The 13,870-nt window shown below is 55.2% G+C and carries 9 protein-coding genes and 2 rRNA genes (1 of these 11 cut by a window edge); 6 read left to right on the plus strand and 5 right to left on the minus strand.

All coding sequences use genetic code 11. The annotated features are described in order from the left end of the window. Window positions 1-93: 93 nt before the first annotated feature. Complete coding sequence (gene odhB / locus GSQ62_RS07910) at window positions 94-1,695, minus strand: 2-oxoglutarate dehydrogenase complex dihydrolipoyllysine-residue succinyltransferase (RefSeq protein ID WP_161889009.1); 1,602 nt, start codon at window positions 1,693-1,695, stop codon at window positions 94-96. A gap of 90 nt (window positions 1,696-1,785) precedes the next feature. Further along, window positions 1,786-4,545 (minus strand): 2-oxoglutarate dehydrogenase E1 component, encoded by a 2,760-nt coding sequence (locus GSQ62_RS07915; RefSeq protein WP_161889010.1) that lies wholly within the window; start codon window positions 4,543-4,545, stop codon window positions 1,786-1,788. Between the two features lie 606 nt (window positions 4,546-5,151). On the opposite strand from GSQ62_RS07915, the gene GSQ62_RS07920 reads away from it, so the two are divergent. From GSQ62_RS07920 to GSQ62_RS07930, 3 genes are all read left to right on the plus strand, one after another. Beyond that, window positions 5,152-5,454: a hypothetical protein gene (locus GSQ62_RS07920; protein ID WP_161889011.1), complete on the plus strand. Its 303-nt coding sequence runs from the start codon at window positions 5,152-5,154 to the stop codon at window positions 5,452-5,454. A 66-nt stretch (window positions 5,455-5,520) separates the two neighbouring features. Next, on the plus strand, window positions 5,521-6,000 hold the full coding sequence (locus GSQ62_RS07925) for a very short patch repair endonuclease (RefSeq protein WP_161889012.1): 480 nt from the start codon (window positions 5,521-5,523) through the stop codon (window positions 5,998-6,000). Between the two features lie 63 nt (window positions 6,001-6,063). After that, on the plus strand, window positions 6,064-7,821 hold the full coding sequence (locus GSQ62_RS07930) for a M28 family metallopeptidase (RefSeq protein ID WP_161889013.1): 1,758 nt from the start codon (window positions 6,064-6,066) through the stop codon (window positions 7,819-7,821). Between the two features lie 203 nt (window positions 7,822-8,024). Here GSQ62_RS07930 and GSQ62_RS07935 read toward each other — a convergent pair whose 3' ends face one another. Beyond that, window positions 8,025-8,834 (minus strand): DUF5602 domain-containing protein, encoded by an 810-nt coding sequence (locus GSQ62_RS07935; protein ID WP_161889014.1) that lies wholly within the window; start codon window positions 8,832-8,834, stop codon window positions 8,025-8,027. A gap of 383 nt (window positions 8,835-9,217) precedes the next feature. Between GSQ62_RS07935 and GSQ62_RS07940 the strand changes: the two genes are divergently transcribed. From GSQ62_RS07940 to aspA, 3 genes are all read left to right on the plus strand, one after another. Further along, window positions 9,218-9,388, plus strand: a complete 171-nt coding sequence (locus GSQ62_RS07940) for a hypothetical protein (protein WP_237587071.1) — start codon at window positions 9,218-9,220, stop codon at window positions 9,386-9,388. Between the two features lie 132 nt (window positions 9,389-9,520). Next, window positions 9,521-10,705 (plus strand): ribonuclease D, encoded by a 1,185-nt coding sequence (locus GSQ62_RS07945; protein ID WP_161889016.1) that lies wholly within the window; start codon window positions 9,521-9,523, stop codon window positions 10,703-10,705. A 30-nt stretch (window positions 10,706-10,735) separates the two neighbouring features. Further along, entirely contained in the window at window positions 10,736-12,145 is a 1,410-nt protein-coding gene (aspA, locus tag GSQ62_RS07950) for an aspartate ammonia-lyase (RefSeq protein ID WP_161889017.1), read from the plus strand. A 201-nt stretch (window positions 12,146-12,346) separates the two neighbouring features. Here aspA and rrf read toward each other — a convergent pair. Then, window positions 12,347-12,458 (minus strand): 5S ribosomal RNA (gene rrf, locus GSQ62_RS07955). Between the two features lie 99 nt (window positions 12,459-12,557). Continuing rightward, window positions 12,558-13,870 (minus strand): 23S ribosomal RNA (locus GSQ62_RS07960); it runs 1,580 nt beyond the window's last position.

Raw genomic sequence — 13,870 nt, forward strand, 5'->3', positions numbered from 1 at the left:
TTAAAAGTGAATTACGAAAATTTTATGTTTTTTCCGCACTCACTCTTAACTCATAACTTCTAACTCTTAACTGCGCTTATTGTGCAGGCGTTGTTAGACGCCAAGCAATAAGCGCATCGGGTCTTCCAGCAGCTCTTTTACGCGCACCAGAAAGCTCACCGACTCGCGGCCATCGATGATGCGGTGGTCGTAAGACAGGGCCAGGTACATCATAGGCCTGATTTCCACCTGACCGTCGATGGCCACTGGGCGCTGCACGATGTTGTGCATCCCCAGTATGGCCGACTGCGGCGCGTTGATGATCGGCGTCGACATCATAGAGCCGAACACACCGCCGTTGGTGATGGTGAAGGTACCGCCCGTCATCTCCTCTATTGACAGCTTGCCGTCGCGGGCTTTTTTGGCCAGCCGGACTACCTCTTTCTCGATACCGTCCAGCGTCAGGCTCTCTGCATTGCGGATAACCGGCACCACCAGGCCTTTTGGCGAAGAAACGGCAATCGACACATCGCAGAAGTCATTAAATATGATGTCGTTGCCATCGATCTGCGCGTTCACGGCCGGCCACTCCTGCAGCGCCACGGTGCAGGCCTTCGTGAAGAACGACATGAAACCCAGCCCCACTTCGTGCTTCTCCTTAAACTTCTCCTTGTACTTGGTACGGATGTCCATGATCGGCTTCATATCCACCTCGTTGAAGGTGGTGAGCATGGCCGTGTCGTTTTTCACCTGCACCAGGCGGCGGGCCACTGTTTTGCGCAGCGAGCTCATTTTCTCACGGCGCTGGTTGCGCTCTCCGGCGGCGGCAGGAGCCTCAGCAGCAGCATCCTTCTTTGGAGCAGGAGCTGTGGCTGGCCTGGCAGCGGTTTTTTGTGCGGCCACCGCATCTTCTTTGGTGATGCGGCCGTCGCGGCCCGTGCCCTGCACATCCGACGGGCTGATGCCTTTCTCAGAAAGAATCTTGCCAGCAGCCGGCGAAGGCGTGCCGGAGGCATAGGTCTGGTTGCCGTAGCCAGTGGCAGCAGCAGGCTGTGCCGCTGGTTGTTTGGAGGCCACTTGTTGCGTGGCGGCATCCTGCTTGGCGGCGGCCTGGGCATTTGCCTGCGTGGCACCGGCCCCGGCTATTATCTTGCAGATGGTGGCGCCTATCTCAATGGTGTCGCCCTGCTTGGCCACAATCTGCAACGTGCCGCTTGCCTCAGCCGGGAGTTCGAACGTGGCTTTGTCAGACTCCAGTTCCGCTATCACCTCGTCCATCTCCACGTGGTCACCATCGTTCTTCAGCCAGCTGGCGATGGTTACCTCCGTGATCGACTCCCCTACGGTGGGCACTACCATTTCCACGGTTTCGCCGCCGCCCTGGGCCGCGGCAGGCGCTGCCGCTTGCTGTGGGGCAGCTGGTGCCGCGGTGCCGGAAGCTGCTTCGGCAGATGGGGCGGCTGGCGCTGGTGCTCCTGCGCCGTCCTCTTCGATGCGGCAGATGATGGCCCCCACGTCAATGGTTTCGCCCTCCTGGGCTATAATGCGTAAAATGCCTGCACCCTCGGCTGGCAGTTCGAATGTGGCTTTGTCAGATTCCAGCTCCGCAATCACCTCATCCATCTCCACTCGGTCGCCGTCTTTCTTTAGCCACTGGGCTATGGTCACCTCGGTGATGGACTCACCTACGGCAGGCACTTTAACTTCTAAGCTCATATGTATGTCAATTACGAATTACAAATTATGGATTACGAATAATTGGGAAGGGTGTCTATATATAACCTGCATGGATTCCTTCTTCCATACCTATACCGAGAACGCGCGAGCAATGATTTCCTGCTGCTCTTTGGCGTGTACCTTGTTGTATCCTGTGGCAGGCGAGGCGCTTGCCTTGCGCGAGATAACGTCCTCTACCTGCCTGCGCATCAGGCGCAGAATAAAAGTCCACGCGCCCATGTTCTCCGGTTCTTCCTGTACCCAGTATATTTTCGCACCTGGATACTTCTCCAGTTCAGCAGCCAGCTGCACTTTCGGGAACGGCGCCAACTGCTCCAGGCGGATAAGGGCCACGTCCCGGCGGTTGTTCCTCTGCTGTTCCTCCAGCAGGTCGAAATAGACTTTGCCGGTGCAGAGCAATACTTTCTTCACGGAGGTAGTGTCTGCGTAACTATCCCCAATCACCTCCCGGAAGCTGCCTGACGTGAAATCCTCCACCGGCGAGCTCACCAGCGGATGGCGCAGCAGCGACTTAGGCGACATGTTGATGACCGGCTTGCGGAACGGCAGCGCCAGCTGACGGCGCATCAGGTGGAAGAAGTTGGCCGGTGTGGTGATATAGGTGACAAAGATGTTGTGCTCGGCAGCGAGCTGCAGGAAACGCTCCGGGCGGGCGTTGGAGTGCTCCGGCCCCTGGCCTTCGTAGCCGTGCGGCAACAGCATCACCAGGCCATTCATGCGCTGCCACTTCGACTCGGTGGCTGTCACGAACTGGTCTATCATCACCTGGGCGCCGTTGGCGAAGTCGCCGAACTGGGCCTCCCATATCACCAGGGCATTGGGGTTCGCCATGGCATAGCCAAACTCGAAGCCCAGCACCCCATACTCCGACAGCAGCGAGTTATAGATCTCGAACGAGCCCTGGGTTTCAGCCATATGGTTCAGGCTGTTGTAGGGCGCACTGGTAACAGCATCGTGTAGCACGGCGTGGCGGTGCGAGAAGGTGCCCCGCTGCACATCCTGCCCGCTGAAACGCACGATCTTGTCGTCGAGCAGGATAGAGCCATAGGCCAGCAGTTCACCGGCAGCCCAGTTCAGCTGCTTCGTCTCAAAGAACATCTCCCTTCGCTCCTTGATGAGCTTTTCGATTTGCTTGAGCGGCTTGAAGCCTTGCGGCAGTTCTGTCAGCGCCTTGCCCACGGTTTCAACGGCCTCTAAAGAAATACCTGTCTCCGGCGACTGGTTGAAGTCCTCGGGCGTGGAGCGGCGCAGTACCTGCCAGTCTTTCTCCAGCACCTGGTAATTATAAGGCAGGGGCTTCTGCTTCACCATGTCGAGGCGGTCCTGCAGCATCTGCCGGAACTCCTTGTCCATGTTCTGCGCCAGTTCGGCGTCAATCTCGCCACGGCTAATCAGGCTCTTGTTATATATCTCGCGCGGGTTGGCGTGCTTCGAGATGATGTTGTACAGCTGCGGCTGCGTGAATTTCGGCTCGTCTGCCTCGTTGTGCCCATGGCGGCGGTAGCACACCATGTCGATGAAGATGTCGTTGCCGAACTTCTGGCGGTACTCCGTTGCCAGGCGCACGGCAAACACCACCGCTTCGGGGTCATCGCCGTTCACGTGCAGCACCGGAGCGTCTATGATCTTGGCAACGTCAGTGGAGTAGATAGACGAACGGGCATCCTCGAAGTCGGTGGTAAAGCCCACCTGGTTGTTAATCACGAAGTGGATGGTGCCGCCCACCTGGTAACCGCTCAGCTTCGCCATCTGCGTGACCTCATACACAATGCCCTGGCCAGCCACGGCAGCGTCTCCGTGTATCAGGATCGGCAGAATCTTACGGGCGTCGTGCTCATACATGCAGTCGATCTTGGCGCGCACAAAGCCTTCTACCACCGGGTTCACCGCCTCCAGGTGCGAGGGGTTGGGGGCCAGTTTCAGATTAACCTTACGTCCTGAAGGGGTGTCAACCTCCGAAGAGAAGCCCATATGGTACTTTACGTCACCATCGCCCATCGTCAAATCCGGCACGGCCGTGCCTTCAAACTCCGAGAAAATCTGCTCGTAGGTTTTGCCCATGATGTTGGCCAGCACGTTCAGCCGGCCCCGGTGCGCCATCCCGATCACCACTTCTTCGGCGCCCAGCTCAGCCGCCTTGTTGATGATGGCATCCAGGGCAGGGATCGTGGTTTCGCCCCCTTCCAGGGAGAAGCGCTTCTGGCCCAGGAACTTCGTGTGCAGGAAGTTCTCAAACACCACCGCCTCATTCAGTTTGGACAGGATGCGTTTTTTATATTCCAGGGGCGGGTCGAAGTTCAGGAACTCCCGCTCAATTTTTTCCTGCAGCCAGGTCAGCACTTCCGGGTCGCGGATGTACATGTACTCATAGCCGACCGGGCCTTCATATATCTTTTTTACGGCATCCACTATATCGCGCAGCGGGGCTGGCCCGATGCCGATGACCTCCCCCACTTGGAAAACCGTGTCCATGTCGGCCTCAGACAGTCCGAAGTCTTTCAGGTCGAGGTACGCTTTGCGGTCTTTGCGCTCGCGCACCGGGTTGGTTTTAGAGCGCAGGTGGCCCCGGCTGCGGTAAGCGTATATATAATTACGCACGGCCACCTCCTTCTCAGACTCGCCCTGCGCGGCAGCCGCTTTGGCGGGGGCAGCAGTTACTGTTGCAGTTTCTGCGTCGTGCCCGTTCCCGCTGTAGGTGGCGGAGAAGTCGAAACCCTCAAAGAACTTGCGCCACCCAAACTCCACCGACTCCGGGTCCTGCTGGTAAGCTTTGTACAACTCATCAATATAATCGCCGTGCGCATTGGCGATATAGCTATATCTATCCATAAATTGTGTACTACTTTTGTATTAAAGCAAAACTACTAGGTATAAATCAATATCGTGTATTGCGTATACGCGTAAGCAAATATATTTTTCAGATAAAGACACCGCTTCCAATATAAACCTGCAACAGTGCCCGCTTGTTTCAGAAATGCACCTTATGGGGCACTCTAAAATAATCGCCGTAAGTTAAATAAATCGTACACAACCTCCCATCTTTTGTAGCAGGATTATATAATCTACCGCTTTTCAGCCGTCAATCTGGGGAACACGCTGCCACAGAGGGCATGCGGCGGACACAGTTGTGGTTTTCAGTGCAATCTTCAGCCCTGCCTTTTGGGGTGCAGCAACCCCGAAACCATGCCGCTTGGCTACCGCGCATACTTCACTCTGGCCGTGTGGTTTGCAAAATGTTACTTTGTGCGTTGTTATCCGCTGGCCATATATTTAAATGCTCCTTCTATTCAATCTTTCCCCTCCGCTTTCGTGCCTTCCCCGACGCATTTTATATGTTACCTTGCACCTGCCTGTTTCCTGTCTATCACCTAAATCTATCTCTATATTTATAGTGGGTAATACCCCTAAGTAACATACCCCAAAAGTATATGTCGCATGTACAGTCGCCTGTTAGAAGACCTCTCGAGAGCGGTGGGTGCAAGGCTGCTCATTCGCTTCGGCTACAGAGATGAGACGTATGTTGTGGAGCCGCACCTGCTGGGCAGCAACCTGCGCAACGAGGACTGCCTCTGTGCCTGGCTCGACAGCAAATACGCGGTGGACAAAGAAGCTGGCTGGCACTGCTTCCTGTTCAGCGATATGAAGGACGTGGAGCTGCTCGACGACAGGTTTTGCCGGGAACGCCCCGGCTACGACCCCTACAACAGCGCCATGAACCGCATCTACTACCGCCTGTAACCTCCCAACCTGGGCACTATCTGCCCCCGCCGCATGTTCTGTAGCTGTATATATGGGACGCATTGCTTGGCAGCAAAACGAAAAAAGAAAAAGTACAAGACTCCGCCGCCCCTGCTGACTGCAGCGGAAAAAGTGAGCCGCTATATGCGGGGCAACAAAAGCAAAAACACCACGCCGGAGCTTACGGTGCGCAAAGCGCTCTGGCACGCTGGCCTGCGCGGCTACCGCGTGCATTGGGCCAAAGCCCCCGGCAGACCCGATATCTGCTACCCTGGCCGTCGGCTCGCCATTTTCATACACGGCTGCTTCTGGCACCGCTGCCCCCACTGCCAGCCTGCCCTGCCGAAAACCAACGCGCCCTTCTGGAAAGATAAGTTTGAGAAGAACCAGGCCCGTGACGCCCGGTACCAGTTGCAGTACCGCGAGGCGGGCTGGCAGCGTATTGTGCTTTGGGAGTGCCAGTTGCGGCAGAACCTGGCTGGCAGCCTCACGTTAATCCGGGAGCTACACCGTGGGGTGCCTTCCAGTTGGGAAATCGCCGCTTGAGCAAGCATATAAAGTGGCCTGCACGGCAGAAACCCGGAACAGGCTAAACCGTAACCAAAATCTATGAGAAAACATGTGTTATTACTTGGCCTGCTGGGTTTGCTGGCATCAGGCTGCAACGAGAGTTCCCGGGAGGTAGGCGAAGCGGAGGCGACAACAGCCACCGCCGATGGCATTGCCGCCGACAGCGCCAACCTGCAGCCTGCCCTGCAAAGCATCACCGCCGACGAAATCCTGCAGCACACTTCTGTGCTGGCCTCCGACGCCTTCGAAGGCCGCGCGCCGGGCACCGCGGGCGAGGACTCCACCGTTGGCTACCTGGTGCGCCAGTTTAAGGCACTGGGCCTGCAGCCTGGCAACCCGGACGGCACTTACGTGCAGGAGGTGCCGATGGTCGGTTTTACGGCACAGCCTAAAGCAACCTTTAAAGCGGGAGGCAAGACAATTCCGCTGGATTTCCCGGCCGATTACGTGGCTGTCTCCCGGCGCTTCGTGCCTCAAATCGACATCAGCAACTCTGAGATGGTGTTTGTGGGATATGGTATTGTGGCCCCGGAGTACGGCTGGGACGATTATAAAGGCCTTGATGTGAAGGGGAAGACAATCGTGATGCTGATAAACGACCCGCCCATACCCGCCGCAGGCAACACCAGCGAACTCGACTCCACCATGTTTGGCGGCAAAGCCATGACATACTACGGCCGCTGGACCTATAAATACGAGATTGCCGCCGAGAAAGGCGCCGCCGCCGCTGTCATCATCCACGAAACGGAGCCTGCAGGTTATCCCTACGAGGTGGTGTCGGGAAGCTGGAGCCGGGAGAACTTCGATATCCAAAAGGACAATAACAACACAGACCGCGTGGCGGTGGAGGCCTGGATAACCCAGGCAAAGGCGCAGCAGCTTTTCTCGGCCGCCGGTAAAAACCTGGAGCAGCTGAAGCAGGCAGCCCTGCAGAAAGACTTTAAGCCGGTGCCGCTCAACGCCACCGCCAGTTTCAGCATCCAAAACAAGCTGCGCGAGATACAGTCGCAGAACGTGGTGGCGAAACTGGAGGGCGCTGACCCGGAACTGAGAAACGAGTACGTGGTATATACGGCGCACTGGGACCACCTGGGCAAGGACGAGACCCTGCAGGGAGACCAGGTATATAATGGTGCGCTGGACAATGCCTCCGGCACGGCAGGCCTGCTGGAACTGGCGGAGGCCTTCTCCAAACTGCCCGAGAAGCCGAAGCGCTCCATCCTGTTCCTGGCTGTGACGGCGGAGGAGAAAGGGCTGCTCGGTTCCAAGTATTATGCCGAGAACCCGCTTTACCCGCTGAACAAGACCGTGGCCAACATCAACATGGACGTGCTGAACGCCTACGGCCCCACCGCGGACGTGATGGTGATAGGCTACGGCAACACCACCCTGGAAGATGTGCTGGCAGAGGCCGCCGCCACCCAGGACCGGCACATCGTGCCGGAGGCATCGCCGGAGAAAGGCTCTTTCTACCGCTCTGACCATTTCGAGTTTGCGAAGCAGGGCGTGCCGGCCTTATATGCCAAATCGGGGGTAGCGGTGCGCAACCAGCCTGCCGACTTTGTGCAGCAGTGGAGCGACCGCTATACCGCCAGAGACTACCATAAACCGTCGGACGAGGTGCGCGACAACTGGAACCTGGAGGGTGCCGTGGAGGATCTGCAGCTTTTCATGCTGGTAGGATATAAGGTAGCCAACGCCGAAAAAGTACCTGAGTGGAAGCCCGGCACCGAGTTTAAAGCCAGGCGCGAAGCCTCGCTTGCAGCGCCAACCGACAGCGCTGACACGCTGCAGTAGCATATATGGAAGCCTCATCAGCTATGTATAAACAGCACTTAATACCGTGGCTTTTGCCTATTGCTAAAGCAACCTCATGTTGCTCCGGGTAAAGTCTGGTTCTGGAGTATCCCAAACCGGCGGGTTCCATGACAACCATATATCCATATATAAACAGGGGGGCGGTGCTGCAGCACCGCCCCCCTGTTTATATATGGCCTGGCTTACTGTGCCATCCTGTATTTCATGTTCCGCAGCGAAATGATGTACTCGCCCGGTATAGCATCGTAGGCAACGGAGTAGGATGTGGGATAATAGCCAGTCTTCTGCACTTTAAGCGGCTGGGGCACTTTAGCCGTTTCCTTTGCATCTGGGGCAAGCCCTTTCAAATAAGCTGTTGTAATCATGGGTTCGTGGAAGATAACCTCATTGTTGTAAGAACCATATACAAAGGTCTTCGTAAAGTCGTGCCCATGAAACTCAGGCGAGGTTACATCCACCCAGTGTACCCCCATCCCCGGCACAGCCTCACCCATATTGGGTTCAGGGAAACCAGTTATATAGTTAGCCGGGATATAGTTCTCCATAAAGGCAGGGGTGTGCGGGTGCGGGCCACCGGGAATTGCCATTCGCTCCATGTCCGAAATCATGTAGAAGTGCATATCGAAGTGCGGATGCGTGTATATGGGGTCTGGTTCGTGGCCTTGCGGGTTCCAGTCCAGCATCACCATTTCATAAAGCGTGGACGACATCTGCTTGGGCATCTCCAGCATATACATCCCCATTGTTTCGGGCAGCCCCTCAAGCGCATCCTCCGTCATGCTGATTCCCACTGCCAGGGGCTCCCCGTCATGTGATATTTTTACCCAGGTCCGGGCCGTGCCGTTCCCGATATCTTTCGTTGGTCCGTAGTAGGTGGCGGCGTCATTTTTATCATCCGGCAGAAGGTCCTCCAGCTCCTCACAGCCAGAGAGAAGGGTCAGCACCAAGAACAGCGGCAGTGCCCGCATACTTTTAAATAATGTTTTTATCATAGCTGTAGATTTATAGTTGGTTTGTTTTTCCCTCAACATCCGGCTGCCATTCCGCTAACGGATGTCTTGTATACGTTTTATGCCCGAGGTATGATTTTATCCATAATTATTTTTAACTAAATAAGCACGGCGGCTCACACATCCTAATTGCACGTTCAGCCCAATGCGTGGTTACTCTGTTTTTTCACTCCATTCACTTACGTTTCTTTGCCGCTAACTTCAAAAAAGCCAATTTTCACTTACCTGCGGGGTTACCTTTCCCCGGCTTACGTATAAAGAAGTACAAAACCAATTTGTATAAGATTATGAAAAATACATGGAAATTAGCTTTTGCCGCCTTTACAATGTTTGCTTTCACAGCTTGCAGCAGCGGCGAAGAAAATATGACAACCGAATCTGAGAACATAGAAACCACTGACCAAATCGAAGCCGATATGGAGACTGATCTGGACACCGACATGGATGCCACAGACGAAACCACTGTTCTGGAGGATACCACCGTGGACGATGGTGTAGCGGATGAAATCCAGGAAGAGACTCCTCCGGTAGAGTAATCAGATACTTTATATATAAAAAGTCCCTGCCGCTTGGCAGGGACTTTTTTTGTGCCTCTGTATTTGCCCCGCACCGCCACAAATGTAAGGTTGCGGGTGGTGGTATATGCTATAACATTTTTATCTTTAGGAATGGAAAACACAACGCTCACGCACGATGGCGTGACCATAAAGCTAATAGAATCGGATGGGCAGTTGCAGGAAGCGGTTGCTCATTTGCGCCAGAACAGGGAACTTGCCCTTGACCTTGAGTTCGATCAGAACCGCTTTACCTATGGTTTCAACCTGTGCCTGGTACAAATATCCGATGGGCGGGGCACCTGCTACATCATCGACCCACTGCCCCTCAGCAGCCTGACACCCCTCTTCGCGCTGCTCGAGGACAAGTCCATCACCAAGATTATCCATCACGCCAATAATGACATCCTCCTGCTCGACAAACTGGGCTGCAGCATACGGGGCGTACTTGATACGGACGTAGCCGCCAAAATACTCAACTACGAGCGATCGTCGCTGGCCACTGTCATGAAAGAGGAATTTGGCCAGGAGATAGACAAATCGCAGCAATCGAGCAACTGGAACACACGGCCGCTTACCGAGGCGCAGCTTATATATGCGGCTATCGACGTGATTTACCTGCACCGCGTAAAAGGCAGGCTGGTAACGCAGATTGAGGAGGAGGGCCGCCTGCACTGGCTGCTGGAGGAAAACCTGCTGCTGGAGTCGCTGACTTATACCGAGCCGGAGAATCCCCACCTGAAGCTTCGCAACGCTTTCAGGCTCAACTATTACCAGCAGTACATCCTGAAGGAGCTATATGCTTTCCGGGACGAGATGGGCAGGCAATTGAACAAGCCGTCCTCCTACGTCATCTCGAATGATGGCCTGGTGGATTTGGCCAACCACCCGAATACTGACGTACACGAGTGGCTGAACCATACCAAGGGCATACACGGCGCGCTGAAGAGGCCGCGCAACGAGAAGCTGCTGCAAGAGGCGCTGGAGCGGGCCAGGGAAAACGCCAAAGCCGAGGGCATCAGCCACGACTATCCCCAGAACCGCTGGCAGCGCCCGCCGCGCAACCCCGAAACTGAAATACGCAAAGAGGAACTAACGGCGGTGCAAAAGCACCTGGCGGCCAGGTACGGGGAATTCGCCACAAGGCTGATCATAAACCAAAGCCTGATAACGGACTACAGCATAACGGGCCAGTTGCGCTGCACAAAGCAATATGCCACCGACATTCTCTTAAACACAGCCGCCGAGCTGAATATTCCACTGCCAAGGCCATCCCTCAGAATAGCTGATGAAGCCTGAAAATCCCCTTTCTACATATAACCTGACAAGATGCAAAAATACAGGATTGAGCATGACTTTCTGGGAGAGAAAGAAATCCCTGACGAAGTATACTATGGGGTGCAGACTGCGCGCGCCTTAGACAACTTTCATATAACAGGTATTCCTATATCTAAAGAGCCGCTGCTTATACAGGGCTTCGGCTATGTAAAGAAAGCCGCCGCCATGGCCAACCGCGACTGTGGCGTGTTGGCTCCCGAAATAGCCGAGGTCATATGCCGCGCCTCTGACAAACTGATAGCCGGGGAATACCTTGATCAGTTCGTGACCGATATGATTCAGGGCGGCGCCGGCACTTCCGTGAACATGAACGTGAACGAGGTAATCGCGAATATAGCCCTGGAACTGCTGGGGCATCAGAAGGGAGAATATGATTACGTGCACCCTAACAACCACGTCAACTTTTCCCAGTCCACAAACGATGCCTACCCCACCGCCTTCCGGCTGGCGCTTTACAAAAAAATAGAAGGGTATATACAAAGCCTGGAGACGCTGGAACAGGCCTTCGACAGAAAGGGCAAAGAGTTTGTAAACGTGCTGAAGATGGGCCGGACACAGTTGCAAGATGCCGTGCCTATGACATTGGGCGCCGAATTCCATGGTTTCTCCACCACCATCAAAGAAGATATACAGCGCCTGGATGAGGCAAAAAAGCTTATCTGTGAGATAAACATGGGAGCCACGGCAATCGGTACATCCATCAACGCGCCAGAGGGGTACCCGCAGTTGGTGACCAAGCACCTTCGCGATATAACAGGCATCCCGGTAGTGCTGGCAGAAGACCTGATAGAGGCCACCTGCGATACGGGAGCCTATGTGCAGGTATCTGGGATCCTGAAACGCACAGCCGTGAAGATATCGAAGATATGTAATGACCTGCGCTTGCTGTCGTCGGGGCCGCGGGCGGGCATTAACGAGATAAACCTGCCACGCATGCAGCCAGGCTCTTCCATTATGCCCGGCAAGGTAAATCCTGTCATTCCAGAAGTGGTGAACCAGACGGCGTATTATGTGATAGGCGCGGATGTGACAATCACCATGGCTGCCGAAGCGGGGCAGTTGCAGTTGAATGTGATGGAACCGGTTATTGCCTACAGCCTTTTCACTTCCCTCACCTATATGAGCAACGCCTGTTATACCTTGCAGGAGAAGTGCGTGGATGGCATCACCGCTAATGAAGAGATTTGTAAGAACATGGTGATGAACAGCATTGGCATCATTACAGCGCTGAATCCCATCTTAGGGTACGAAGAGTCCTCTTCTATTGCAAAGGAGGCATTAGCCACCGGAAAATCCATCCATCAGATTACGGTGCTGGAACGCATGCGTATCACACAGGAGAAATGGGATGAAGTATTCTCTATCGAAAACCTCATCCATCCAAAGTTTATCACCATCTGATTCAAATAAGCTACAAAAAGCGCGGGGAGGCCCCGGCTATATATAGCCGGGGCCTCCCCGCGCTTTTTGTAGCTATATATAGGGTAGCTCAAGCCCGCTCTTGTTCAGATATACAAAAGGCTTTGTACCTCTCCGCCTGCCGGCTTTTCTTAAACGCGGACACCCCTGCGCTGTCTTTAGCGCAGGGGTGTGCTTGCGTGGGGTTGGCGGCCACCTACTCTCCCGCCGGTGAGGGCAGTACCATCGGCGCGTCCGGGCTTAACTTCTCTGTTCGGGATGGGAAGAGGTGCTCACCGGAGCCATAGCCGCCATTCTCTTCGCACGGTTGCCGGCCGTGCCTGATGGCTTTGTAGTCGATTGGCATGATGGGGGAAAGAGAGGGGAGGGAAGGGGCGGGCCGTGTGCGGCCCTGTTGGGAACGCGCCCGGGCAATTAGTATGGCTCGGCTGTGGTGTCTCCACCTTTACACCTGCCACCTATCGACGTCATCGTCTCTGACGGCCCTTCAAGGGAGATCTCATCTTGGGGCGGGTTTCGCACTTAGATGCTTTCAGCGCTTATCCCGTCCGAGCGTAGCTACCCTGCGCTGCATCTGGCGATACAACAGGTCCACCAGCGGCTCGTCCAACCCGGTCCTCTCGTACTAAGGTCAGGGCCCCTCAAATCTCCGACGCCCGCAACAGATAGGGACCGAACTGTCTCACGACGTTCTGAACCCAGCTCGCGTGCCACTTTAATCGGCGAACAGCCGAACCCTTGGGACCTTCTCCAGCCCCAGGACGTGACGAGCCGACATCGAGGTGCCAAACCTCCCCGTCGATATGAGCTCTTGGGGGAGATCAGCCTGTTATCCCCGGCGTACCTTTTATCCTTTGAGCGATGGCCCTTCCATGCGGAACCACCGGATCACTATATCCGCCTTTCGGCCCTGCTCGGCTTGTGGGCCTCACAGTCAAGCACCCTTCTGCTATTGCGCTCTGCGCACGGTTACCAAGCGTGCTGAGGGTACCTTTGAAAGCCTCCGTTACTGTTTTGGAGGCGACCACCCCAGTCAAACTACCCACCAAGCACTGTCCCCCCTCAAGGGAGGTTAGGCGCCAGGCAACCCAAGGGTTGTATTTCAAGGACGGCTCCGCGATGCCTGGCGACACCGCCTCACAGCCTCCAACCTATCCTACACATGGGTTACCCAGCGTCAATGCTAAGCTATAGTAAAGGTGCACGGGGTCTTTCCGTCCCGTTGCGGGTACTCGGCATCTTCACCGAGACTACAATTTCACCGAGCTCACGGCTGAGACAGCGCCCAGATCGTTACACCATTCGTGCAGGTCGGAACTTACCCGACAAGGAATTTCGCTACCTTAGGACCGTTATAGTTACGGCCGCCGTTTACCGGGGCTTCGATTCAATGCCTCGCCTCGCGGCTAACATCCCCTCTTAACCTTCCGGCACCGGGCAGGTGTCAGGCCTTATACTTCATCTCTCGATTTCGCAAAGCCATGTGTTTTTGTTAAACAGTCGCCTGGGCCTCTTCACTGCGGCTTCTCATGTTGCCATGAGGAAGCACCCCTTCTCCCGAAGTTACAGGGTCATTTTGCCGAGTTCCTTGGCCGTGATTCACTCGAGCACCTTAGGATTCTCTCCTCGACCACCTGTGTCGGTTTGCGGTACGGGCGGCAAGCCATTTAAACGCTTAGCGGGTTTTCTCGGGAGCCTGATTAGGGA

Origin of the sequence: Pontibacter russatus, from assembly GCF_009931655.1 — a bacterium.
Lineage (GTDB): Bacteria > Bacteroidota > Bacteroidia > Cytophagales > Hymenobacteraceae > Pontibacter > Pontibacter russatus.